The sequence below is a fragment of the Streptomyces sp. NPDC088706 genome, from assembly GCF_044752765.1.
In the GTDB taxonomy this organism is placed as follows: domain Bacteria; phylum Actinomycetota; class Actinomycetes; order Streptomycetales; family Streptomycetaceae; genus Streptomyces.
Window position 1 is genome coordinate 120057 of the sequence record NZ_JBIVLW010000002.1, and the last position, 22019, is coordinate 142075.

Annotated in this window: 26 protein-coding genes, 1 tRNA gene and 2 riboswitches; of the genes, 18 read left to right on the forward strand and 9 right to left on the reverse strand. The window is 70.2% G+C overall.

Annotated elements, in window-relative coordinates:
• Positions 1–161: 161 nt before the first annotated feature.
• Positions 162–1490 (reverse strand): nicotinate phosphoribosyltransferase, encoded by a 1329-nt coding sequence (locus ACIQAK_RS06105; protein WP_366387104.1) that lies wholly within the window; start codon positions 1488–1490, stop codon positions 162–164.
• A 79-nt stretch (positions 1491–1569) separates the two neighbouring features.
• Between ACIQAK_RS06105 and clpS the strand changes: the two genes are divergently transcribed.
• The 10 genes from clpS to ACIQAK_RS06155 all read left to right on the forward strand — a co-directional run bounded on the left by clpS (position 1570) and on the right by ACIQAK_RS06155 (position 9656).
• A complete protein-coding gene (clpS, locus tag ACIQAK_RS06110; RefSeq protein WP_366387105.1) occupies positions 1570–1887 on the forward strand; it encodes an ATP-dependent Clp protease adapter ClpS in 318 nt (105 codons plus the stop codon).
• A 70-nt stretch (positions 1888–1957) separates the two neighbouring features.
• The gene (locus ACIQAK_RS06115) at positions 1958–2575 is read left to right on the forward strand and encodes a DUF2017 domain-containing protein (protein WP_366387106.1); all 618 of its coding nucleotides are present in this window, start codon (positions 1958–1960) and stop codon (positions 2573–2575) included.
• Positions 2576–2907: 332 nt separating this feature from the next.
• A complete protein-coding gene (locus tag ACIQAK_RS06120; protein WP_366387107.1) occupies positions 2908–4353 on the forward strand; it encodes an amino acid permease in 1446 nt (481 codons plus the stop codon).
• Between the two features lie 147 nt (positions 4354–4500).
• Positions 4501–4923 (forward strand): M67 family metallopeptidase, encoded by a 423-nt coding sequence (locus tag ACIQAK_RS06125; protein WP_366387108.1) that lies wholly within the window; start codon positions 4501–4503, stop codon positions 4921–4923.
• Between the two features lie 71 nt (positions 4924–4994).
• A riboswitch (cobalamin riboswitch) is annotated at positions 4995–5113 on the forward strand.
• 58 nt (positions 5114–5171) lie between these two features.
• A complete protein-coding gene (locus ACIQAK_RS06130) occupies positions 5172–6170 on the forward strand; it encodes an ABC transporter substrate-binding protein (RefSeq protein WP_366387109.1) in 999 nt (332 codons plus the stop codon).
• On the forward strand, positions 6167–7207 hold the full coding sequence (locus ACIQAK_RS06135; protein WP_366387110.1) for an iron ABC transporter permease: 1041 nt from the start codon (positions 6167–6169) through the stop codon (positions 7205–7207). The genes ACIQAK_RS06130 and ACIQAK_RS06135 overlap by 4 nt, the downstream gene beginning before the upstream one ends.
• Before the next feature lie 115 nt (positions 7208–7322).
• A complete protein-coding gene (locus ACIQAK_RS06140; RefSeq protein WP_366387111.1) occupies positions 7323–8120 on the forward strand; it encodes an ABC transporter ATP-binding protein in 798 nt (265 codons plus the stop codon).
• Between the two features lie 69 nt (positions 8121–8189).
• Positions 8190–8318 (forward strand): putative leader peptide, encoded by a 129-nt coding sequence (locus ACIQAK_RS06145; protein ID WP_366387112.1) that lies wholly within the window; start codon positions 8190–8192, stop codon positions 8316–8318.
• A 100-nt stretch (positions 8319–8418) separates the two neighbouring features.
• Positions 8419–8706, forward strand: coding sequence for a MoaD/ThiS family protein (locus tag ACIQAK_RS06150; protein WP_073872976.1), 288 nt, complete (start codon positions 8419–8421; stop codon positions 8704–8706).
• The gene (locus ACIQAK_RS06155) at positions 8706–9656 is read left to right on the forward strand and encodes a cysteine synthase (protein ID WP_366387113.1); all 951 of its coding nucleotides are present in this window, start codon (positions 8706–8708) and stop codon (positions 9654–9656) included. The genes ACIQAK_RS06150 and ACIQAK_RS06155 overlap by 1 nt, the downstream gene beginning before the upstream one ends.
• Before the next feature lie 175 nt (positions 9657–9831).
• Here ACIQAK_RS06155 and ACIQAK_RS06160 read toward each other — a convergent pair whose 3' ends face one another.
• Positions 9832–10344, reverse strand: a complete 513-nt coding sequence (locus ACIQAK_RS06160) for a type II toxin-antitoxin system PemK/MazF family toxin (protein WP_366387114.1) — start codon at positions 10342–10344, stop codon at positions 9832–9834.
• A gap of 223 nt (positions 10345–10567) precedes the next feature.
• Here ACIQAK_RS06160 and ACIQAK_RS06165 point away from each other — a divergent pair, with 223 nt between their 5' ends.
• Complete coding sequence (locus ACIQAK_RS06165; protein WP_366387115.1) at positions 10568–11320, forward strand: MBL fold metallo-hydrolase; 753 nt, start codon at positions 10568–10570, stop codon at positions 11318–11320.
• Positions 11321–11425: 105 nt separating this feature from the next.
• Here ACIQAK_RS06165 and ACIQAK_RS06170 read toward each other — a convergent pair whose 3' ends face one another.
• On the reverse strand, positions 11426–12691 hold the full coding sequence (locus tag ACIQAK_RS06170) for a PTS transporter subunit EIIC (RefSeq protein WP_366387116.1): 1266 nt from the start codon (positions 12689–12691) through the stop codon (positions 11426–11428).
• A 257-nt stretch (positions 12692–12948) separates the two neighbouring features.
• Entirely contained in the window at positions 12949–14208 is a 1260-nt protein-coding gene (locus ACIQAK_RS06175; protein ID WP_366387117.1) for a PTS transporter subunit EIIC, read from the reverse strand.
• 196 nt (positions 14209–14404) lie between these two features.
• Here ACIQAK_RS06175 and ACIQAK_RS06180 point away from each other — a divergent pair, with 196 nt between their 5' ends.
• The 4 genes from ACIQAK_RS06180 to rdgB all read left to right on the forward strand — a co-directional run bounded on the left by ACIQAK_RS06180 (position 14405) and on the right by rdgB (position 16822).
• The gene (locus ACIQAK_RS06180) at positions 14405–14665 is read left to right on the forward strand and encodes a PTS glucose/sucrose transporter subunit IIB (RefSeq protein WP_366387794.1); all 261 of its coding nucleotides are present in this window, start codon (positions 14405–14407) and stop codon (positions 14663–14665) included.
• A gap of 167 nt (positions 14666–14832) precedes the next feature.
• Complete coding sequence (gene rph / locus ACIQAK_RS06185; RefSeq protein ID WP_366387118.1) at positions 14833–15570, forward strand: ribonuclease PH; 738 nt, start codon at positions 14833–14835, stop codon at positions 15568–15570.
• Positions 15571–15692: 122 nt separating this feature from the next.
• On the forward strand, positions 15693–16082 hold the full coding sequence (locus ACIQAK_RS06190) for a hypothetical protein (RefSeq protein ID WP_366387119.1): 390 nt from the start codon (positions 15693–15695) through the stop codon (positions 16080–16082).
• 137 nt (positions 16083–16219) lie between these two features.
• On the forward strand, positions 16220–16822 hold the full coding sequence (gene rdgB, locus ACIQAK_RS06195; RefSeq protein ID WP_366387120.1) for an RdgB/HAM1 family non-canonical purine NTP pyrophosphatase: 603 nt from the start codon (positions 16220–16222) through the stop codon (positions 16820–16822).
• 58 nt (positions 16823–16880) lie between these two features.
• Here rdgB and ACIQAK_RS06200 read toward each other — a convergent pair.
• From ACIQAK_RS06200 to bcp, 5 genes are all read right to left on the reverse strand, one after another.
• Positions 16881–16964, reverse strand: a tRNA-Leu gene (locus tag ACIQAK_RS06200).
• A gap of 10 nt (positions 16965–16974) precedes the next feature.
• Positions 16975–17682, reverse strand: coding sequence for an HNH endonuclease signature motif containing protein (locus ACIQAK_RS06205; protein ID WP_366387121.1), 708 nt, complete (start codon positions 17680–17682; stop codon positions 16975–16977).
• Positions 17679–18338, reverse strand: coding sequence for an HNH endonuclease signature motif containing protein (locus ACIQAK_RS06210; RefSeq protein WP_366387122.1), 660 nt, complete (start codon positions 18336–18338; stop codon positions 17679–17681). Before ACIQAK_RS06210 ends, ACIQAK_RS06205 begins: the two co-directional genes overlap by 4 nt.
• A gap of 112 nt (positions 18339–18450) precedes the next feature.
• The gene (proP, locus tag ACIQAK_RS06215; RefSeq protein ID WP_366387123.1) at positions 18451–19947 is read right to left on the reverse strand and encodes a glycine betaine/L-proline transporter ProP; all 1497 of its coding nucleotides are present in this window, start codon (positions 19945–19947) and stop codon (positions 18451–18453) included.
• A 257-nt stretch (positions 19948–20204) separates the two neighbouring features.
• Positions 20205–20672 carry a thioredoxin-dependent thiol peroxidase gene (gene bcp, locus ACIQAK_RS06220; protein WP_366387124.1) on the reverse strand — a complete coding sequence of 156 codons (468 nt, stop codon included), beginning with the start codon at positions 20670–20672 and terminating at the stop codon, positions 20205–20207.
• A 131-nt stretch (positions 20673–20803) separates the two neighbouring features.
• On the opposite strand from bcp, the gene ACIQAK_RS06225 reads away from it, so the two are divergent.
• From ACIQAK_RS06225 to ACIQAK_RS06235, 3 genes are all read left to right on the forward strand, one after another.
• Positions 20804–21118 carry a DUF3618 domain-containing protein gene (locus ACIQAK_RS06225; protein ID WP_366387795.1) on the forward strand — a complete coding sequence of 105 codons (315 nt, stop codon included), beginning with the start codon at positions 20804–20806 and terminating at the stop codon, positions 21116–21118.
• 70 nt (positions 21119–21188) lie between these two features.
• The gene (locus ACIQAK_RS06230; RefSeq protein WP_366387125.1) at positions 21189–21533 is read left to right on the forward strand and encodes a co-chaperone GroES; all 345 of its coding nucleotides are present in this window, start codon (positions 21189–21191) and stop codon (positions 21531–21533) included.
• A 53-nt stretch (positions 21534–21586) separates the two neighbouring features.
• Positions 21587–21650: riboswitch (guanidine-III (ykkC-III) riboswitch) on the forward strand.
• A 42-nt stretch (positions 21651–21692) separates the two neighbouring features.
• Positions 21693–22013, forward strand: a complete 321-nt coding sequence (locus ACIQAK_RS06235) for a multidrug efflux SMR transporter (RefSeq protein WP_366387126.1) — start codon at positions 21693–21695, stop codon at positions 22011–22013.
• Positions 22014–22019: the final 6 nt, after the last annotated feature.

A 22019-nucleotide genomic window follows, 5' to 3' on the forward strand; every position in this document is an offset into this window, starting at 1 on the left:
GATGTCCAGCATTCACGGGGATGGCAACGAGCGTAGAGACCAGGCGCTGACAATCAACCCCTACCCACTCCAGCCCGCCCGGGCCCATTCCAGCCCGTCCGGACTGCTCCAGCCCGTCCGGCGCTTGAGGACGAAGGGCGCCCCCCGGACGCCCCCGGGCCTCACACGTACTCCGTCCCGATCACCGGCTCGCCCCGCGACAACTGCATCGCCGACATCGGCAACCGCCCCCGCGCCAGAACATGCCGCTCCCGAGCCGCCTCCAACGGCTCGCGCGCGACCACCGACCCACCCCGCACCAGCTCCACCAGCAGCTCCCGCCCCGCCAGCCCCTCCGGCACCGGCCCGGTGCCGATCACCTCGGCCTCGGCGACCCCGTCCTCGTCGGCCCGGCGCGCCGCCCACTTGCGGCCGCCCACCGACGACTTCGCGCCCAGCGACTTCTTCGCCACCGGCACCAGCGGAGCATCCGCCTCCGCCGACCCGGCCCGGGCCACCAGTTTGTAGACCATCGAGCACGTGGGGTGCCCGCTTCCGGTGACCAGCTGGGTGCCGACCCCGTACGCGTCCACCGGCGCGGCCGCCAGCGAGGCGATCGCGTACTCGTCCAGGTCCGAGGTCACCACGATCTTCGTGTCCGTGGCCCCCAGCTCGTCCAGTTGCTGCCGCACCCGGTGCGCGACCAGCAGCAGGTCGCCCGAGTCGATCCGTACGGCCCCGAGCTCGGGCCCCGCGATCTCCACCGCCGCCCGCACCGCCTCGGTCACGTCGTAGGTGTCGACCAGCAGCGTCGTGCCCCGCCCCAGCGAGTCCACCTGCGCCCGGAACGCGTCGCGCTCGGTGTCGTGCAGCAGGGTGAAGGCGTGCGCGCTCGTGCCCACGGTCGGGATCCCGTAGCGGAACCCGGCCGCCAGGTCGGAGGTGGCGTCGAACCCGCCGACGTACGCCGCACGCGCCGACGCCACGGCCGACAGCTCGTGCGTCCGCCGCGCCCCCATCTCGATCAGCCGGCGGCCCCCGGCGGCGGCCGACATCCGCGAGGCGGCGGCCGCGATGGCGGAGTCGTGGTTGAGGATGGAGAGGATCACCGTCTCCAGCAGCACGCACTCGGCGAAGGAGCCCTCCACCCGCAGGATCGGCGAGCCCGGGAAGTACACCTCGCCCTCCGGGTAGCCCCAGATGTCGCCGGTGAAGCGGTAGCCCGCCAGCCAGGCGAGGGTCGGCTCGTCCACGATCCCCTGCTGGCGCAGGAAGCCGATCATCTCGTCGTCGAAGTGGAAGTTCTCCACCGCGTCCAGCACCCGCCCGATGCCGGCGACGACGCCGTACCGCCGCCCCTCGGGCAGCCGGCGGGTGAACGCCTCGAAGACCGAGTGCCGGCCGGCGGTGCCCGCCTTGAGTGCCGCCTGCACCATGGTCAGCTCGTACTGGTCGGTGAAGAGCGCGGTCGACGGAACGCCGACCCGTCGTCCGAGGTCCGCTGAGTTCATGGCTGGGATCGTACCCCCTATTCGTCAAAGTGACGAGATGTGGGGTCCGTCTGTGCGCCGGAACGCGCCGGGTGGCAGCATGGGACAGGTGAGCGTTGCTACCCCCGTAGAGATCGAACGTCCTGATGCGGCCGAGGAGACCTTCGCGGTCCCCGAACCCGACGTCCCGTGGGTGACGCTCGTCCACAACGACCCGGTCAATCTCATGAGCTATGTGACCTATGTCTTCCAGGCCTACTTCGGCTACTCCAAGGACAAGGCGCACAAGCTGATGCTCGACGTGCACCAGAAGGGCCGCGCCGTCGTCTCCAGCGGGAGCCGCGAGGAGATGGAGCGCGACGTCCAGGCCATGCACGGTTACGGGCTGTGGGCCACCCTCACCCAGGACCGGAACTAGTCACCCGCGACACCCCCGGGGCTTCGCCCGCCCCGTCATCCGCCCCGCTCGACCCACCATCGGAGAATCCATGGCCGGCCATTTCGAGGCCACCCCGGGCGGCGGCGCGGCCGTCGCGCTCGACGAGGTCGAGATCTCGATCCTGCGCTCCCTCGCCGTGCAGCTGCTCGAACTGATCGGCCCGGGCGCCCCGCCCGCCGACGGCGAGGACCCGCTCGCCGCGCTCTTCGCCGAGGGGCCCAGCAGGCCGCCGTCCGATCCGGCGCTGGCCCGGCTCTTCCCCGACGCGTACGGGGGGCCCGACGAGCCGGCCGAGGATCAGGGCGGCAAGCCGGAGGAGGAGCTGCGGGAGCTGTCCGCGGAGTTCCGCCGGTTCACCGAGAACGACCTGCGCTCCCGCAAGCGTGAGGACGCCCTCGCCGTCGTCCGGACGCTGGACGCCCTCGCGCCCGCCGGTGACGGCGGAGCCGTGCTCACCCTCACCGCCGGCGAGTGCCGCTCCTGGCTCGGCTCGCTCAACGACCTGCGCCTCACCATCGGCACCCGGCTGGAGGTCTCCGACGAGGACGAGGGTCAGGACGGCTCGCTCTACCGGCTCCCCGACAGCGATCCGCGCAAGCCCATGGTGATGGCCTACCTCTGGCTCGGGGCGCTCCAGGAGACGCTCGTCGAAACACTGATGCCGTAATCCTGCGGAAAAGGGTGCCGGTCTCCCGGGTCCGCTCCGTTCGCTCAACGGACGCTCAGATCCGGGTAACGATCCCCCCAAGTCACCGACGGCATTCGTGGCGGATGGAGTTTCTTGTCCGCTTTTACCTGTGGGATGCGCCACAGAATGTCCCATGGTGTCCTGTGACGGCCGTGATAAATCTTCACGATCGCCCGGGAACGCCACCCCTGTTCCCGGGGTCGCCACAAGCCGGCCGAACGCCGGTGGCACTCCATCCATATCCGGGGGGATCAGGACCTGATCCGCAGCCTTGACTGGCGCGGATCGGCGTGGAGAAAGGCGCACCACACATGACATCGGCACAGGTCGACGAGGGACAGGCCGACAAGGGAAAGCCCGGCGCGGACGCCGGTGAGGCCGGGACCGGTGGCGAGGGGTACCAGCGAGGTCTGGGAGCCCGTCAGATCCAGATGATCGCCATCGGCGGAGCCATCGGTACCGGACTCTTCCTCGGCGCGGGCAAAGCGATCGACCGGGCCGGACCCAGCCTCATCCTGGCCTACGTCCTCGCGGGCCTGGTCATCTTCTTCATCATGCGGGCTTTGGGCGAACTACTCATGTACCGCCCGGTCTCCGGCTCCTTCTCGGAGTACGCCCGCGAATTCATCGGACCGTTCTTCGGATTCGTGACCGGCTGGACCTACTGGCTGTTCTGGGTCGTCACCGGAATCACCGAAGTCACCGCGGCCGCCACCTATATGACGTACTGGTGGGACATTCCGCAGTGGCTGTCCGCGCTCGTCTTCACCGTCATTCTGTACGGCGCCAACCTGATCTCCGTGAAGCTCTTCGGTGAGCTGGAGTTCTGGTTCTCCATGGTCAAGGTCACCGCGATCATCGGCATGATCCTGATCTGCGCCGGGGTCCTGACCGTCGGCTTCTCCGACGCGGGCGACACCGCGACCGTCTCCAACCTCTGGAACGACGGCGGCTTCTTCCCCAACGGCGTCGGCGGCATGCTGATGACGCTCCAGATCGTCATGTTCGCCTTCCTCGCCGTCGAGCTCGTCGGCGTCACCGCCGGGGAGTCCAAGGACCCCGAGACCGTGCTGCCCAAGGCGATCAACACCGTGCCGTGGCGCATCGCCGTCTTCTACGTCGGCGCGCTCATCATGATCCTCTCGGTCGTGCCGTGGTCCACCTTCAAGCCGGGTGTCTCGCCGTTCGTGAAGGCCTTCGAGGAGATGGGGCTCGGTGTCGGCGCCGCCATCGTCAACTTCGTCGTCCTGACCGCGGCGCTCTCCTCCTGCAACTCCGGCATGTACTCCACCGGCCGCATGCTCCGCGACCTGGCCATGAACGGGCAGGGACCGCGCGCCTTCACCAAGCTGACGAAGAACGGCCTGCCGCTCGTCGGCACCACCTTCTCCGCCGGCCTGATGCTCGTCGGCGTCTGGATCAACTACCAGTGGCCGGGCGAGGCGTTCAACTACGTCGTCTCCTTCGCCACCATCTCCGGCATGTGGGCCTGGATCATGATCCTGTTCAGCCAGATCCGCTACCGTCGGCTGGCCGACCGGGGTGTGGTCCCGCAGTCCACGTTCAAGGCCCCCGGCGCCCCGTACACCAGCTGGTTCGCGCTCGCCTTCATCGGCATGGTCATCGTGATGATGGCGGTCGACAAGGACGCCAGGATCTCGCTCTACTGCGCCCCGGTCTGGGCGCTCCTGCTGGGCGTCTCCTTCCTGGTGCTCAAGTCGCGCAACCCGGAGAACACCGCTTTCGCCAAGCGCTGACCCCGAGGGCGGGCCCGGCCACCGGGCCCACGACCACCCTCTTCCCGGACCGCCCCCGGCCGCCCCTACGGCCCGCGGCGTCCACCATGCGGGCCTCCGCGTACCACCCACCGGTACGCGGGGGCCCGCATGCCTATCCTGGGCGCCATGCTGACCATCACCCAGGCGCTCCACGACAGAATCGTCGCCCACGCCCGTGCCGACCACCCCGACGAGGCGTGCGGCGTGGTCGCGGGACCGGCGGGAACGGGGCGCCCCGAGCGTTTCATCCCGATGCTCAACGCCGCCCGCTCGCCCACGTTCTACGAGTTCGACTCCGGCGACCTCCTCAAGCTCTACCGCGAGATGGACGACCGCGACGAGGAACCCGTGATCATCTACCACTCGCACACGGCGACCGAGGCCTACCCCTCCCGTACCGACCTCTCGTACGCGAACGAGCCCGGCGCCCACTACGTCCTGGTCTCCACCGCCGACACCGACGACGCGGGCCCCTTCCAGTTCCGCTCGTACCGGATCGTGGACGGCGAGATCACCGAGGAGGACGTGCGGGTCGTCGAGGCGTACTGAGTACCCGGCCACCCCGCAGGGCCGCCGCACGGGTCTGGCACACTGCCCCCAGAACCCATCAAGGCAGCAGGAACCAGGAAGCCGGTGCGAATCCGGCACGGTCCCGCCACTGTGACCGGGCCCCCTCCCCTCGCGGACGACTCCCCACGGACGACTCCGCGCCGGAGGGCGGCCCGGAAGCCAGGAACTGGCCCGCCGCCTTATCGCATCGACCAGGGGACGCGGAAATCCCCCGGAGAGGCCCCGCCATGTCCCGGCGCACCCCCGCGCTCATAGCCGCCGCCGTGCTGCTCCCGCTCGCCCTCACCGCCTGCTCCTCCCCGGACGGCGACAACGCCGAGGGCAAGCCCGAGGCCGCGGCGAAGAGCGACGGTTTCCCGTACACCGTCACCAACTGCGGTGTCACCACGACCTTCAAGGCGCCGCCCAGGCGCGTGGTCACCATGAACCAGCACGTCACCGAGATCATGCTGGAACTGGGCCTGGCCAAGTCCCTCGTCGGCACCGCCTACCTCGACGACGAGGTCCTGCCGGAGTACGAGAAGGACTACGCGTCCGTCCCGGTCATCGCCAAGGAGTACCCCTCCTACGAGAAGGTCCTCGCCGCGAACCCCGACTTCGTCTACGGCGGATACGCCAGCGCCTTCGCCGCGGGCGACGGCCGCGGCCGCGAGGCGCTGAAGAAGTCCGGCATCGAGACCCGGCTCAACACCGAGAGCTGCGCCAAGGCCGACACCCCGATGGAGACCCTCTACCAGGAGGTCCACGAGGTCGGCCGCACCTTCGGTGTCAGCGACCGCGCCGAGGCCTGGATCAAGCAGGCCAAGGCCGACAACGCCGCCACCGCCGAGAAGCTGGCGGACCTGAAGCCGGTCTCCGTCTTCGTCTACGACAGCGGCGACAAGACCGCGTTCACCGCCGGCGGCAAGGGCATCGGCAACGAGCTGATCAAGCGGGCCGGCGGCACCAACGTCTTCGCCGACCTCGACAAGTCCTTCGGCGACGCCTCCTGGGAGAACGTCGTCGCCCGCAAGCCCGAAGCCATCGTGATCTACGACTACGGCGCCACCACCGTCGAGCAGAAGAAGAAGCGCCTGCTCACCGACCCGGCCCTCGCCGATGTCCCCGCCATCAAGAACAAACGCTTCGCGGTCATGCCGCTCTCCGACGCGGTCCTCGGCGTCCGCGTCCCCGCCGCCGTCGAGAAGCTCGCGGCCCAGCTCCACCCGGCGGCCACCACCTCGTGACCTGCCGCACCCCCGCACCGCGGCGGCTGCTGCGCTACACCCTGGTGGTCGGCGTCCTCGCCGCGCTCCTGGCAGCCGCCGTGGTCGCCGCCCTCGCCCTCGGCTCCGTCCGCATCCCGCCCGGCCAGGTGCTCGACATCCTGACCGGGCGGGCCGACGCGAGCCCGTTCCGTACGATCGTCCTGGACGTCCGGCTGCCCCGGGTCCTGCTCGGCATCGTCGTCGGCGCCGGACTCGCCGTCATCGGCACCGTCCTCCAGGCCCTCGTACGCAACCAGTTGGCCGACCCGTTCCTCCTCGGCGTCTCCTCCGGCGCCTCCACCGGCGCGGTCCTGGTGATCGTCCTCGGCATCGGCGCCACCCTCGCCACCACCGTCACGATCCCCGCCGCCGCCTTCGCCGGCGCGCTGCTCTCGCTGACGCTCGTCTACACCCTGGCGCGCGGCGGGGGCGGCCTCACCACCAACCGGCTCGTCCTCGCCGGGGTCGCCGTCTCCTACGTCCTCTCCGGCCTCACCAGCCTGATCCTGGTCACCTCCGCCCGCGCCGACCACCTCCAGGAAGTCCTCTACTGGACCCTCGGCGGCCTCGGCGCGGCCCGCTGGGACATGCTCGCGCTCCCCGCGGTCACCCTGGTCGCCGGCACGGCCGTCCTCCTCACGCTGTCCCGCCCGCTGGACCTGCTCCTGGTGGGGGAGGAGGGCGCGACCGTCCTCGGCCTGGACACCGCCCGCTTCCGGGCCGCCGTCTTCGTCCTCGCCTCGCTGATGACCGGGGTGCTCGTCGCGTACAGCGGGGCGATCGGCTTCGTCGGCCTGATGGTCCCGCACATGGCCCGGATGGCGGTGGGCGCCGCGCACCGCGCGCTGCTCCCGGTCGTCGCGCTCGGCGGAGCGGTGTTCCTGGTCCTCGCGGACCTGGCCGCCCGCACGCTCGCGGCCCCGCAGGACATCCCGGTCGGCGTCCTCACGGCCCTGACCGGCGGCCCGTTCTTCCTCTGGATGCTGCGGCGCCGGCCCGAAGGAGCCCCCGCATGAGGCCTCTTCCCGGCGGGAGCTCCCGCCCGAAGCCCGTCGGCGGGAGCCCCCGCCCGAGTCCCGTCGGCGGGAGCCCCCGCCCGACGACCGCACCTTCCGCCGAGGGAGCCCGCCCGTGACCACTCTGCGCACCGAGGCACTCTCGTACGGCATCGGCGACGGCCGCCACCTCGTCGACGCCGTCGACCTCACCGCGGCCGACGGCGAGACCGTGGGCCTCGTCGGCCCCAACGGCAGCGGCAAGACCACACTCCTGCGCTGCGTCTACGGCACCCTGCGCCCCACCCACGGCCGCGTCCTCCTGGACGGCGACAACCTCCCCGCCCTCCCCGTGAAGGCCCGCGCCCGCCGCGTCGCCACCGTCCCGCAGGACGGCCACGCCGGGTTCGAGCTCACCGTGGGCCAGGTCGTCGCCATGGGCCGCGCCCCGCACAAGCGGTTCTGGGAGGCGGACAGCGCCGCCGACACCGCGCTGGTCACCGAGGCCCTGGCCCGGGTCGGGATCGCCGCACTCGCACCCCGTACGTTCGCCTCCCTCTCCGGCGGCGAACGCCAGCGCGCCCTGGTCGCCCGCGCCCTGGTCCAGCAGCCCTCGCTCGTCGTCCTGGACGAGCCGACCAACCACCTGGACATCCGCTACCAGTTGGAGATCCTGTCCCTGGTCCGCGCCCTCGGCACCACCAACCTGCTGGCCCTGCACGACCTCAACCTGGCCGCGTACTACTGCGACCGCCTCTACGTCCTCAAGGACGGCCGCGTCGTCGCCTCCGGCACCCCGGAGGAGGTCCTCACCGCGGAGCTGCTGGGCGAGGTGTACGGCGTCGCCGCCGAGGTCAGCGTCCACCCCGAGACCGGCGCCCCCACGGTGATCTACCTCCCGCAGGACAGGGCGGACCCCCATGTGTCCGCATAGTGGTCGCCGAGCATCCACCATATGGGATCACACTCGGGTTTCCGGACGGGGAATCGATACGATGCCCGCATGGTTCCCCATGACGTGAGCAACAGGACGCCGGGCACGCTGCTCGTCGCGCGGCTGCACGTCGACCTGTGCAGGCTCGCCAGCGCGATCTGTCCCGCCCCAAGCCTGCCCGTGAGCCGCACGGCCTGAGCCGCGGTCCGCCCGCCTCACCCACCCGCACCACACCCCCGCGCGGGGGAAGAAACGCGCGCCCCACGCCACCTCCCCGCTTTCGACAGGAGCCCACGCCATGGCCATCGAGGTCCGCATCCCGACCATCCTCCGCACCTACACCGACGGCGCCAAGGCCGTCGAAGGCAACGGGGACACCCTCGCCGACCTCTTCGCCGACCTGGAGAGCCGCCACACCGGCATCCGTGAGCGACTCGTCGACGGTGCGAACGGCGAGCAGCTCCGCCGCTTCGTGAACGTCTACCTCAACGACGAGGACGTCCGCTTCCTCGACGGCATCTCCACCAAGCTCAGCGACGGCGACAACGTCACCATCCTCCCGGCCGTCGCCGGCGGCATGCGCTGATGCGGTACGACTCCCCGCTGGCGGCCGTGGGGAACACTCCCCTCGTCCGCCTCCCGCGGCTGTCCCCGTCCGAGGACGTCCGCATCTGGGCCAAGCTGGAGGACCGCAACCCCACCGGCTCGATCAAGGACCGCCCCGCGCTCCACATGGTCGAACAGGCCGAGAAGGACGGCCGGCTGACACCCGGCTGCACCATCCTGGAGCCCACCAGCGGCAACACCGGCATCTCGCTCGCCATGGCGGCCAAGCTCAAGGGCTACCGCATCGTCTGCGTCATGCCGGAGAACACCTCGCAGGAACGGCGCGACCTGCTCGCCATGTGGGGCGCCGAGATCATCTCCTCCCCGGCCGCGGGCGGCTCCAACACCGCCGTCCGCGTCGCCAAGGAGCTGGCGGCCGAGCACCCGGACTGGGTGATGCTCTACCAGTACGGCAACCCGGACAACGCGGGCGCCCACTACGCCACCACCGGACCGGAGATCCTCACCGACCTCCCCTCCATCACCCACTTCGTGGCGGGCCTCGGCACCACCGGCACCCTCATGGGCGTCGGCCGCTACCTCCGCGAGATGCGCCCGGGCATCCGGATCGTCGCCGCCGAACCGCGCTACGACGACCTGGTCTACGGCCTCCGCAACCTCGACGAGGGCTTCGTCCCCGAGCTCTACGACGCCTCGGTCCTCACCACCCGCTTCTCCGTGGGCTCCGCCGACGCGGTCACCCGCACCCGCGAACTCCTCCAGCAGGAGGGCATCTTCGCGGGCGTCTCCACCGGCGCCGCACTGCACGCGGCGATCGGCGTGGGCAACAAGGCGGTCAAGGCGGGGGAGAGCGCGGACATCGTCTTCGTGGTGGCGGACGGCGGCTGGAAGTACCTGTCGACGGGCGTCTACACGGCCGAGACGACGGAAGCGGCGATCGAGACGCTGCACGGCCAGCTCTGGGCATGAAGCCGCGGTTCCGGCCTGCCCGGCGCTGAAGGCGCCTTTTCCGCCGGCCCGGGGCACCGTTCCAGCCGGTCCGGCGCACCATCCCAGCCCGTCCGGCGCTTGAGGACGTCCTTTCAGCCCCTTCGGCGATTGAGGAGCGGGGTCCGGGGCAGAGCCCCGAAACCCGGCCCCGCCCTCACCCGGCCCCCAGCCCCCGCACCCGCTCCCACACCTCCGCGTCCACGGCCCCCACCCGCCGCCGGAACCCGGCGATCCGCACCTCCCGCAGCTCATCCGTCTCCAGGAAACTCCGCCGCCCCCGCTGATCCCCCACCGCCCCCGCCGGCAGCGCGATCACCCCGGGCCGCTCCTCGTGGTGCTTGCTGGTGATCTTGGCGACGACCACCGTGCGCCCCCGGCCCCGTCCCCGTACCGACAGGACCAGGCACGGCCGGTCCTTGGACCCGGGCCCGTCCTCGTACGGCACATCGGCCCACCACACCTCACCCGCCCGCGGCGTCCGCCCCTCCCCGCGCCCCGCCGGACCCGGAGGCCGCGACGGACGGGAGGGCGGCCGGGTCGAACCCACCGGCTGCCGCGGCCGCCTCGACCGGGGCCCCCGGTCCGAGCGCCCCCGGCCGTCCACCACCGCGGCGACGAGCGCCAGCAGAACCACGGCGACCAGCGCCACCCACCAGAACGTGTTCATCCCCCGACCGTACCGGCGCCGGAGCCGGCCCCCGCGCCGCGCCCGGGCCCCACCGTGGACGCGCTTCCATCGAACCGGTGACAGAGCAGGTGAGTTCCCCCACAACGGCAGGCGGCGGAGGAGCGACGCGGAGTTCCGCGCCTTACGCTCGACGAACCGCAAAACGTTCCGGCAGGAATTGCACGAACCCTCCCCGTTCCCATGCCCCGGAGGTTCACGCTCCATGAAGCTCACCGTCGTCGGCTGCTCCGGCTCGTTCCCGTCCCCGGGTTCGGCATGCTCGAGCTACCTCGTAGAGGCCGACGGCTTCCGGCTGCTCCTCGACATGGGCAACGGCGCCCTCGGCGAGCTGCAGCGCCACGTCGGTCTCTACGACCTCGACGCGATCTTCCTCAGCCACCTCCACGCCGACCACTGCATCGACATGTGCGCGTACTTCGTCGTGCGCTACTACCGCCACGACGGCGCCCGCCCCGTCCCCCTCGCGGTCTACGGACCCGAGGGCACCGAGCAGCGTCTGACCGCCGCCCATGGCGACACCCCCTCCGACCGGGCGATGAGCGAGGTCTTCGACTTCCACACGCTCAAGGCGGACTCCTTCGAGATCGGCCCCTTCTCGGTCCGTACGGAGAAGCTCCGCCACCCCGTCGACACCTTCGGCATCCGGATCGAGCACGGCGGCGCCACCCTCGCCTACTCCGGCGACACGGGAACCTGCGACGCCCTGGAGAAGCTGGCCCGGGACGCGGACCTGTTCCTCTGCGAGGCGTCGTTCGTCGACGGCAAGGAAGACATCCCCGACCTGCACCTCAACGGCCGGGAGGCCGGTGAGGCCGCCGCCCGCGCGGACGCCCGCCGGCTCGTCCTCACCCACATCCCGCCGTGGACGGACGCGGAGCGCAACCTCGCCGACGCGCGGGCGGCCTACCCGGGCCCGGTGGAACTGGCCGCACCGGGCGCGGTGTACGAGGTCTGAGCACGCGTACGAGTCCGAGCCCGGGTACGACGACGAGACCCCCGCCTTCCGAGAGGGAGGCGGGGGTCTCGCGTGTACGGGTACAGCCGACCGGTGCGGCCGGGGCTACTTCGCCTCGGCCTTCCGCAGCTCGGCGAGTTCCTCGTCCGACTCCCGGCCCGGGGTCGGGAGGTTGAATTTGGTGATGGCGAACCGGAAGACCACGTAGTAGACCACCGCGAAGCAGAGGCCGACCAGGACCAGCATCCAGGGCTTCGACGCGATGCCGAGGTTCAGCAGGAAGTCGACCAGACCGGCCGAGAACCCGAAGCCGTCCTTCATGCCGAGCGCCCAGGTCAGGGCCATCGACACACCGGTCAGCACCGCGTGGATCGCGTACAGCACCGGAGCGATGAACATGAACGTGAACTCGATCGGCTCGGTCACACCGGTGACGAACGAGGTCAGCGCGAGGGAGAACATCATGCCGCCGACGACCTTGCGGCGCTCGGGGCGGGCGCAGTGGACGATGGCGAGGCAGGCCGCCGGGAGGGCGAACATCATGATCGGGAAGAAGCCGGTCATGAACTGGCCGGCGTTCGGGTCGCCGGCGAGGAAGCGGGCGATGTCACCGTGCTTGCCGTTGTACTCGCCCGCCTGGAGCCACGGGAAGGAGTTCAGCAGGTGGTGCATGCCGACCGGGATCAGCGCACGGTTGGCGACACCGAAGATGCCCGCGCCGACCGCGCCGGAGCCGACGAGCCACTCACCGAAGTTGTGCAGACCGGTGCCGAGGACCGGCCAGATCAGACCGAAGAGGATACCGATGGCCAGACCCGCGAAGGCGGAGAGGATCGGGACCAGACGCCGGCCGCTGAAGAAGCCCGCCCAGTCGGGCAGCTTCGTCCGGTGGAAGCGCTGGTACAGCAGGGCCACGACGATGCCCATCACGACACCGCCGAGGACACCGGCGTTGACGGGGGCGTCGTTCATCACGATCTTGCCGTCGACGACGGAGGCCACCTGCCGCAGGTTGCCGTCGGTGAAGGTGGCCAGCACCTTCTGGAAGACCAGGTAGCCGGTGACGGCGGCCAGGGCGGTCGAGCCGTCCGACTTCTTGGCGAAGCCGATGGCGATGCCGACGGCGAACAGCAGCGGCATGTTGTCGAGGATGGCGCCGCCGCCCGCGTACATGTAACCGGCGAGCTTGGTGATGAAGGTCGGGAACGAGGCGCGGCCCAGCATGTCCTCGTTGCCGAGGCGGACCAGGAGCGCGGCGGCCGGCAGCACGGCGACCGGCAGCATCAGGCTGCGGCCGATGCGCTGCATGACGGCCATCACGCCGGCGCCCTTCTTCTTCTCGGCCGCGGGTGCGGTCTCAGCCGTGGTCATCAAATCCTCCATGGGGCACGGTGCCGCCCAGGACGTTGATGCGGGGAGGCGGCGACTCGACAGACGCGGCACGGCAGCCGTGGTCTGGACCACTCAGTGGTGTAGACCAGTTTTAGCACGGTGAGGGTTAGATAAGGAACCTGCAATTCCCTTCTGATTCGCGGTAGCAGATCCGACACGTTCGGTGACATGCCGAAGGCCCTCGGGCCGGCTGGTCCGAGGGCCTTGAGCGATCGGGGTGAAACCCCGGCGACCTGCTACTTCGTGAGGTTCTGTTCGATCTCCTTCTCGACCTCCTCCGGCTCCCGGCCCGGAGTCTTGAGATCGAACTTGGTGATCGCAAACCGGAAGACCACGTAATAGATCACCGCGAAGCCCGCGCCGATCGGGATGATCAGCCACGGTTTCGTATCGAGATGCCAGTTGACGACGTAGTCGATCAACCCGGCCGAGAAGCTGAACCCGGCATGCACCCCCAGCAGCCAGGTGATGCCCATCGAGGCCCCGGTGAGCACGGCGTGCACGCCGTACAGCAGCGGCGCGACGAACATGAAGGAGAACTCGATCGGCTCGGTCACCCCGGTGACGAACGAGGTCAGCGCCACCGACACCATCAGGCCGCCCACCTCCTTGCGGCGCTCGGGCCGTGCGGTGTGGGTGATGGCCAGGGCGGCCGCGGGCAGGCCGAACATCATGATCGGGAAGAAGCCCGAGGTGAACTGCCCCGCCGACGGGTCCTCGGCGAAGAACCGGGAGATGTCGCCCTGGACGGTCGCGCCGTCCGCCCCGGTGAACTCGCCCGCCTGGAACCAGAAGAACGTGTTCAGGAACTGGTGCATGCCGATCGGGATCAGCAGCCGGTTCGCGAAACCGAAGATCGCCGCGCCCCAGGAGCCGAGGTCGATGAGCTGCTTGGAGAACCAGGTCAGCCCGTCACCCACCGGCTGCCACAGCAGCCCGAACAGCACCCCCAGGATCACGCAGAGGAACGCCATCAGGATCGGCACCAGGCGCCGGCCGTTGAAGAAGCCGAGCCAGTCCACCAGCTTGGTGCGGTGGTAGCGCTGCCAGACCACCGCGGTCAGCAGACCGATCAGGATGCCGCCGAGGACGCCGGGGTTCTGCGGCTCACCGTCGGGCAGCTCGTCCGTCACCGTGCCGTCGATGGGGAACGCCGTGAGGACGCCCCGGTAGACCAGGAAGCCGGCCACGGCCGCGAGCGCGGTGGAGCCGTCCGCCTTCTTGGCGAAGCCGATGGCCACGCCGATGCAGAAGAGCAGGGGCAGGCCGACCACGCCGTCGAGGATCGCGGTGCCGCCGTTGAGGAGGACCTTGGCGGTCTTGTCCCAGAAGGCGCCGTGCAGATAGGACGAGAACAGGTTGCCGAGGCTGACCAGCAGGCCCGCCGCCGGGAGGACCGCCACCGGGAGCTGGAGGCTGCGGCCGATCTTCTGCAAGCCCTGGACCGGACCGTTCCACCATGTGGGCTGCGGTGCCGCAGCGGCGCTCGAACTCATCGGCGTCCTTCCCGGAACAAGCCTCGTTTGGCGGTCGTCGCAAACTGGTGTAGACCAGTTGCGTCACGGTCCGGGGCCCGCCGCGAAGTCAGGGCACCGGTGATCGTTATCTTTGGTGATAGTCCGGTTACCCGCCCGCGAAGTTGGGCCAACCGTGCGTTACCGTGACGAAACGGACCCGCAGCGGGCGGCCCGTCTGCACGCGAAAACCAGGGAGAAGGACATGGCCACCAAGGCTGAGAAGATCGTCGCCGGGCTCGGCGGGATCGAGAACATCGACGAGATCGAAGGCTGTATCACCCGCCTCCGCACCGAGGTCCACGACCCCGGCAAGGTCGACGAAGCCGCCCTGAAGGCCGCCGGCGCCCACGGCGTCGTCAAGATGGGCACCGCGATCCAGGTCGTCATCGGCACCGACGCGGACCCCATCGCCGCCGACATCGAAGACATGATGTGACCGGCTGACACCCCGCCGGACACCGCGGACGCCCCCCGGGAGACGTCCGCACCCGCAGGCCCCGCACCCCACGGGTGGGCGGGGCCTGTGCCGTACCCGGCCCGCACTTCGGGCCCGGCCCGCCGCACCCGAACGGAGCCACCCCGCCAACGGATAAAGTCGGGCCCATGTCTCGCATCGACGGCCGCACCCCCGAACAGCTCCGCCCCGTCACCATCGAACGCGGCTGGAGCAAGCACGCCGAGGGCTCAGTCCTCATCTCCTTCGGCGACACCAAAGTCTTCTGCACCGCCTCCGTCACCGAAGGCGTCCCGCGCTGGCGCAAGGGCAGCGGCGAGGGCTGGGTCACCGCCGAGTACTCCATGCTGCCCCGCTCCACCAACACCCGCGGCGACCGCGAAGCCGTACGCGGCAGGATCGGCGGACGCACCCACGAGATCAGCCGCCTGATCGGTCGCTCGCTGCGCGCGGTCATCGACTACAAGGCCCTCGGCGAGAACACCATCGTGCTGGACTGCGACGTTCTCCAGGCCGATGGCGGCACCCGTACGGCCGCCATCACCGGCGCGTACGTCGCCCTCGCCGACGCCGTCGCCTGGGCCCAGGGCAAGAAGATCGTCAAGGCCGGACGCAAGCCGCTGACCGACACCGTCGCCGCGATCAGCGTCGGCATCGTCGACGGCACCCCGCTGCTAGACCTCTGCTACGAGGAGGACGTCCGCGCCGAGACCGACATGAACGTCGTCTGCACCGGCGACGGCCGCTTCGTCGAGGTCCAGGGCACCGCCGAGGGCGCCCCCTTCGACCGCAAGGAGCTCGGCGCGCTCCTGGACCTGGCCACCGCGGGCTGCGTCGACCTCGCCGCACTCCAGCGCGACGCACTCGCAACCACGCGGAGCGCGTAGCGACTCACCTTCCCCGGGTAAAGAAGCAACCAAATGCGCACCACGGAGCGTCGTTACGAGCACGGGCGCACGGGTCGAACCGTGCGCCCGTCCGCGTAACGATCCCGGGGAGGGACCGCACCATGGCTTCGCGCCGCCACCAACGCCTCGCACTCGCCACCGCCGCCGCCCTGCTGACGCTGACCACCGCCGCGGGCTGCGCCGGCCTCGACAAGGCTCTCGACTGCGTCCGCACCGCCGACGCCATCGCCACCAGCGTCGGCAACCTCCAGCAGGCCGTCTCCAGCGCCTCCGAGGACATCACCCAGGCTTCGGAAGCCCTGGACGACATCGACCGCGAGCTCAAGAACCTCGACGACACCACCGACAACGCGGACCTCTCCAAGGCGGTCGACGACCTCCAGGCGGGCGTCACCAACGTGCGCGACTCCATCGAGAGCGGCGACGCCACCCCCGACATCACCCCGGTGACGGACGCGGCGACGGAGATCGGCAAGGTCTGCACGCCGTAGGGGACACCGGCCCGGCCGGTACGGGGAGGGACCGGGCCGGCCGGAGCACCGGCCCGGCGATGCCGGAGCACCGGCCCGGCGATGCCCGAGCACCCGCCCCAGCGATGCCGGAGCACCGGCCCGGCGATAATCGCTGCATGACGCGCCTGATCCTCGCCACCCGCAACGCCGGGAAAATCACCGAACTGCACGCCATCCTCGCCGACGCGGGACTCGACTACGACCTCGTCGGCGCGGACGCGTACCCGGACGTCCCCGACGTCAAGGAGACCGGCGTCACCTTCGCCGAGAACGCGCTCCTCAAGGCCCACGCCCTGGCCCGCGCCACCGGCCACCCGGCGATCGCCGACGACTCGGGCCTCTGCGTCGACGTCCTCGGCGGCGCCCCCGGCATCCTCTCGGCCCGCTGGTCCGGCACCCACGGCGACGACACGGCCAACCTCAACCTGCTCCTGGCCCAGCTCGGCGACATCGCGGACGCCCACCGCGGGGCCTACTTCGCCTGCGCCGCCGCCCTGGCCCTGCCCGACGGCACGGAACGCGTGGTCGAGGGCCGCCTGAACGGCATCCTGCGCCACGCCCCGACCGGCGGATACGGCTTCGGCTACGACCCGATCCTCCAGCCCGAGGGCGAGACCCGCACCTGCGCGGAGCTGACCCCGGCGGAGAAGAACGCGATCAGCCACCGCGGCAAGGCGTTCCGGGCGCTGGTGCCGGTGGTGCGGGAGTTGGTGGGGTAGGGCCGGAGACGGAGAAACGGCCTGCGTATCAGTGCTTCGATTCGCAGGCCGTGCTCGGTGCGGCGGAAGGGATTCGAACCCTCAAGCCGTTTCACGGGCCACAGATCCTAAGTCTGCTGTGTCGCCATTGCACCACCGCCGCCAGACGCATGTCATCGTACCGGGCGAGGCGGCCCGGCCGGTGTGGGAGTTCCCTGGTGCGCGGCCCTGCGTGCGCCCCCTCGGCACCAGGTGGTGGTGACGGCATGGCAGTTCGGGCACAGCAACCGGAGGTTCTCGGCGCGGTCGTCGCTCCAGTCACCGTTGACGTGGTCGATCTCCAGAGTGATGGGCGATCCGCGCCAGACCGGCTCGGTTCCGCACTCGTCGCACTGCTGAGCCACGCCGATCTCCCGCAAGGCCCGACGTAGCAGCACGGTCTTCGTGCGATATCCGCCGGCGTGTCTCACCAGCACGTCCTCAGGGCGCTTGGTGGGGGTCGGGCCCGGCCTGCCACGCTGGTGCGCCTGACCGAGGAAGTGCGAGGTCGACACGGACTCTTCGGCGATCCACTGCCGCAGGAGCTTTCGTTGGTGCCCGTTCTCGGGGCGCCCGAGTCTGCGGAGCAGCTCTGCGATGGAGCGTGAGGCCGCCACCGCCTCACGGAGTGCGTCCCGTGAGGGGCGCGAGGCGGCGGTGTGCGAGCCTCGGTGCCTGAAGTGTGAGATATCGATCCCGAAATGGGCGAACCGCCTCAGCAGATGGCGACGGAGCTTCGCGTAAGGACGAGTGCCGAAGAACGCGATGACCTCGTCGATGTCCGAGCAGCGCTCCGCGGCCTCGACCAGCCGCTCGTGGGTGTACCGCTGCCGCTGGTTCACCGGCTGCCGCCATGCCCCGCACGACGCCTCTTGCCGCGACCGCGATACGTGTCCGTCGCCGAATGACAGTTGGGGCAGAGGAGCCTTAGATTCTCCGGACGGTTGTCGCTCCATCTGCCGTTGATGTGGTCCACCTCCAGCGGGAGCGGCCTGCCACGCCAGAGTGGTTCCGTTCCGTAGAGGGCACAGCGTTGCGCCACGCCGAGCGCGGCCATGGCGGGCTTGAGGCGGGAACTGGGAACGCGGCGAGGATGTGGTGAGCAGTCATCCACCAACAGCTTCTCGGGCGGAACGTGACGCCTTGTCGTCCCGGCACGCGGCGGCTGGGCGAAGTGTGAGGTGTCGATGCCGTACGCCTTGATGCGTCTGCTGATGTTGCTGTGGTGGCCTCCCACGGCCTCCAGGCCGAGGCGCCGCAACACGTCGTAGACGCTGGTGGACAGGGCGACCACGGGCACCAGCGCTTCCCTGGTCCAGCGAGTGCCCTCGCGCTCGAAGTGTTCCGTGGCTATGTCCATCTTCCGCATCCGGTCGAAAACATACCGCCGCGTCGGACTCTTCGGATCGACCCCCAGCTTCGTCAACGCCTCTGAGAGCGTCCGCGATGACGAGGCCGCCTCCGCCAGCCGCTCCCGCGTGTACGGGCTGTTCCCCACGTCCCTGCCCCCTCCGATTCCGGCCGCGCGTTCGCAGCCTCGTACGGAGCAACGACCCGCTTATCGGATGGTCACGTCCGGAATCCGGAGGGGGCCCGCAAGAGGAAAGGCGTCAGAACTTCGGCTCTGGCGACTGCGCGTGCACCAGCTCCGCCGCCTCCTCGTCCGTCTCGACCGACGGCGGGGAGCCGATCAGCGGCTTCCGGGCGGTCTCCTTCATGCAGGCGACCGCGATCACGCCGATCAGGGCCGCCGCCATCGCGTAGTACGCGGGCATCAGGTTGGAGCCGGTCCAGCTGATCAGGGCCGTGATCACCAGTGGGGTCGTACCGCCGAAGATCGACGCGGAGAGGTTGTAGCCCACCGACAGGGACCCGTAGCGGACGTTCGTCGGGAACAGGGCCGGCAGGGCCGCGGACATCGTGCCGAGCATGCAGACCAGGGAGAGGCCCAGCAGCAGCATGCCGACCGTGATCGGGAGGATGCCGTCGATCCGGATGAGGAGGAACGCCGGGAGGGAGAGGAAGAGGAAGCCCAGCATGCCCGTCATCAGCAGCGGCTTGCGGCCGAAGCGGTCGGACAGCTTGCCGACCTGGCTGATGATCGCCATCAGGAAGACCATCACCGCCAGCAGGATCAGCAGCCCGTGGGTCTCGCTGTAGCCGAGCTCGTCGGAGAGGTACGTCGGCATGTACGACAGCAGCATGTAGTCGGTGATGTTGTACGCGCCGACCAGGCAGATGCAGAGGATCAGCGTCGGCCAGTACTGCCGGAAGATCTTGGCGAGGTCGCCCTTGGCCGTGGACTCCACGCCGTCCGCCGCCTCGCTCGCGTGCGCCGTGCCGCCCTCCAGCTTCTGGAAGGCCGGGGTCTCGTCCAGGCGCAGTCGCAGGTAGAGGCCGACCAGGCCCAGCGGGCCCGCGACGAGGAACGGGATCCGCCACCCCCAGGCCTCCATCTGCGCGTCGTCCAGGAGGGCGTACAGGGCCGTCACGAGGCCCGCCGCGCCGACGTAGCCGGCCAGCGTGCCGAACTCCAGGAAGCTGCCGAAGAAGCCGCGCCGCTTGTCGGGGGCGTACTCGGCGATGAACGTCGAGGCGCCGCCGTACTCACCGCCCGTCGAGAAGCCCTGGAGCATCCGGAAGAAGATCAGCAGGACCGCGGCCCAGACGCCGATCGTGGCGTGCGAGAGGATCAGGCCGATGGCGAACGTGCCGACCGCCATCAGGATCATCGTCAGCGCGAGGACCTTCTTGCGGCCGACCTTGTCACCCATCGGGCCGAAGAACATGCCGCCGAGCGGCCGGACGAGGAAGGCCACCGCGAACGTGGCGAAGGAGGAGAGGAGCTGCGTGGTGTCGTTCCCGGACGGGAAGAACACCTGCCCGATGGTGACGGCCAGGTAGGAGTAGATGCCGAAGTCGAACCACTCCATGGCGTTGCCCAGCGACGCCGCCTTCACCGCGCGCTTCACCGCCGCGTCGTCCGTGACGGTGATGTCCGTCCGGCGCAGCCGCGGGTTCCGACGCTTCCGGACGGCCCGGAAGAGCGTGGGGTGGCGCTTGACCGCTTGGGGGTCGGCCGCCTGGTGGGGGTCGGGGGCCGCCATGGCCGGGTCCTTTCCTCGCAGGGTGTTCCAGGAAAGGCTTCTGCGCAGTGGTGGCGGTCGCAAACCGACTTCACGGCCGGATGCGATGTCCCTCACATCATCTCGACATCGATCCGGGGAACCCGTGCGGGCTGGGCGCTGTCCGGTCCCCCGGCGGGAGGGCGCCCCCGGCGGGAGGGCGCCCCCCGGCGGGAGGGCGCCCGGTCCGGTTGCCCCGGACGGCCCATCCGGGGCAACCGGGGCGGCGGCCGGGAGGGTCAGACGCCCAGGTCCCTGATGATCTTGGCCACGTGACCGGTCGCCTTGACGTTGTAGAAGGCGTGCTCGATCCTGCCGTCCTCGTCCACGACGACGGTGGAGCGGATGACGCCGGTCACCACTTTGCCGTAGAGCTTCTTCTCGCCGAAGGCGCCGTACGCCTTCAGGGTCTCCTTGGACGGGTCGCCGACCAGCGTGACCTTGAGGTTCTCCTGCTCGCGGAACTTGGCGAGCTTCTCCGGCCTGTCGGGGGAGACGCCGATGACGTCGTACCCGGCGCCCGCGAGGAGATCGAGGTTGTCCGTGAAGTCGCAGGCCTGCTTGGTGCAGCCGGGGGTAAGAGCAGCCGGGTAGAAGTAGACGATGACCTTGCGGCCCTTGTGGTCCGCGAGCGAGACCTCGTTGCCGTCGGCGTCGGGCAGGGTGAAGGCGGGTGCGGGGTCGCCGGGTGCGAGTCGCTCGCTCATGTGGTTCTCCTCGGGTGGTGCGCGGGACGGACGGGACCGAGCGTAATAGGGGTGCCGCCGGGTGCGCGGGGGTGAGAGCTGACAGACTGTCGATGAAGGTTTACCGGAGAGACGACCACGGAGGCGGCGCAGTGTCGGATGCCAGGACCCCTGCGCAGATCGAGGCGGACATCATCAGCAGGCGCGAGCAGCTCGCTGTGGTGCTCGACGAGATCGGGGTGCGGGTACACCCGAAGACGATCATCGGCGATGCGAAGGCCAAGGCGGCCCAGACCGTGGACCGCACGGCCGGCCGCGCGTTCGTCGCGGTGAATCGCTCGGTGTCGGGAGTGAAGGCGCAGTTCGTCGCGGCGGACGGCTCGCCGCGGCTGGAGCGGGTGATTCCCGCCGCGCTGCTGGTGGTGGGCGTGGTGGGGCTGTTCACCCTCTCGCAGCGCCGGAAGTGACCCGTCCCGCCCCGGGTGGCGCCCAGCCCCTCAGGGTCATGTTCCGGGGCGGTGGCGGTAGGTTGCGGACGTGAGCGAGAAAACCCACGACGATGACAAGCTGCCCATCCGCATGCTGCACGACCGCGTTCTGGTGCGGAACGACTCCGCCGAGGGCGAGCGGCGTTCCGGCGGCGGCATCCTGATTCCGGCGACGGCCGCGGTGGGCCGGCGGCTCGCCTGGGCGGTGGTGGTCGCCGTCGGCCAGAACGTGCGGACGGTGGAGCCCGGGGACCGCGTGCTGTACGACCCCGAGGACCGTGCCGAGGTCGAGGTGCGGGGGGTGGCGTACGTGCTGATGCGCGAGCGTGATCTGCACGCGGTGGCGGCGGACCGGTTCGAGGGTGCGGTGGACTCGACCGGGCTGTACCTGTAGCGGGACTTTCGCCGGTGGGCCTGGTGACCATGGTCACCAGGCCCACCGGCCGTTCCTTGCTACGGTGGAGACACCCCGACGAGACGCGCCGTACCGGGCAGGCAAAGACGACGCACCCATGTTGGTACGCGTGCTCGCGCGTGGTCGTCGGAGGTTCTCATGGCCTGGGTTCTGCTGGTCGTCGCCGGTCTGCTCGAAGTGGCCTGGTCGATCGGGATGAAGTACACCGAGGGGTTCACCCGGCTGTGGCCGAGCGTGTTCACCGGCCTCGGGATCGTGGCGAGCATGGTGCTGCTGTCGCATGCCGCGAAGACGCTGCCGATCGGTACGGCGTACGGCGTGTGGGTCGGCATCGGCGCGGCGGGTGCGGCGATCCTGGGCATGGTCGTGCTGAACGAGCCGGTGACCGCGGCCCGGATCTTCTTCGTCTGTCTGCTGCTGGTCGCCGTGGTGGGGCTGAAGGCCACCTCCGGTCACTAGGCGGCG

What these genes read in the sequence shown, in the direction of transcription:
- ACIQAK_RS06105 (WP_366387104.1), bottom strand. Translation starts at nt 1,490, where the DNA reads ATGAACTCAGCGGACCTCGGACGACGGGTCGGCGTTCCGTCGACCGCG.
- clpS (WP_366387105.1), top strand. Translation starts at nt 1,570, where the DNA reads ATGGGACAGGTGAGCGTTGCTACCCCCGTAGAGATCGAACGTCCTGAT.
- ACIQAK_RS06115 (WP_366387106.1), top strand. Translation starts at nt 1,958, where the DNA reads ATGGCCGGCCATTTCGAGGCCACCCCGGGCGGCGGCGCGGCCGTCGCG.
- ACIQAK_RS06120 (WP_366387107.1), top strand. Translation starts at nt 2,908, where the DNA reads ATGACATCGGCACAGGTCGACGAGGGACAGGCCGACAAGGGAAAGCCC.
- ACIQAK_RS06125 (WP_366387108.1), top strand. Translation starts at nt 4,501, where the DNA reads ATGCTGACCATCACCCAGGCGCTCCACGACAGAATCGTCGCCCACGCC.
- ACIQAK_RS06130 (WP_366387109.1), top strand. Translation starts at nt 5,172, where the DNA reads ATGTCCCGGCGCACCCCCGCGCTCATAGCCGCCGCCGTGCTGCTCCCG.
- ACIQAK_RS06145 (WP_366387112.1), top strand. Translation starts at nt 8,190, where the DNA reads ATGGTTCCCCATGACGTGAGCAACAGGACGCCGGGCACGCTGCTCGTC.
- ACIQAK_RS06150 (WP_073872976.1), top strand. Translation starts at nt 8,419, where the DNA reads ATGGCCATCGAGGTCCGCATCCCGACCATCCTCCGCACCTACACCGAC.
- ACIQAK_RS06155 (WP_366387113.1), top strand. Translation starts at nt 8,706, where the DNA reads ATGCGGTACGACTCCCCGCTGGCGGCCGTGGGGAACACTCCCCTCGTC.
- ACIQAK_RS06160 (WP_366387114.1), bottom strand. Translation starts at nt 10,344, where the DNA reads ATGAACACGTTCTGGTGGGTGGCGCTGGTCGCCGTGGTTCTGCTGGCG.
- ACIQAK_RS06165 (WP_366387115.1), top strand. Translation starts at nt 10,568, where the DNA reads ATGAAGCTCACCGTCGTCGGCTGCTCCGGCTCGTTCCCGTCCCCGGGT.
- ACIQAK_RS06170 (WP_366387116.1), bottom strand. Translation starts at nt 12,691, where the DNA reads ATGACCACGGCTGAGACCGCACCCGCGGCCGAGAAGAAGAAGGGCGCC.
- ACIQAK_RS06175 (WP_366387117.1), bottom strand. Translation starts at nt 14,208, where the DNA reads ATGAGTTCGAGCGCCGCTGCGGCACCGCAGCCCACATGGTGGAACGGT.
- rph (WP_366387118.1), top strand. Translation starts at nt 14,833, where the DNA reads ATGTCTCGCATCGACGGCCGCACCCCCGAACAGCTCCGCCCCGTCACC.
- ACIQAK_RS06190 (WP_366387119.1), top strand. Translation starts at nt 15,693, where the DNA reads ATGGCTTCGCGCCGCCACCAACGCCTCGCACTCGCCACCGCCGCCGCC.
- rdgB (WP_366387120.1), top strand. Translation starts at nt 16,220, where the DNA reads ATGACGCGCCTGATCCTCGCCACCCGCAACGCCGGGAAAATCACCGAA.
- proP (WP_366387123.1), bottom strand. Translation starts at nt 19,947, where the DNA reads ATGGCGGCCCCCGACCCCCACCAGGCGGCCGACCCCCAAGCGGTCAAG.
- bcp (WP_366387124.1), bottom strand. Translation starts at nt 20,672, where the DNA reads ATGAGCGAGCGACTCGCACCCGGCGACCCCGCACCCGCCTTCACCCTG.
- ACIQAK_RS06235 (WP_366387126.1), top strand. Translation starts at nt 21,693, where the DNA reads ATGGCCTGGGTTCTGCTGGTCGTCGCCGGTCTGCTCGAAGTGGCCTGG.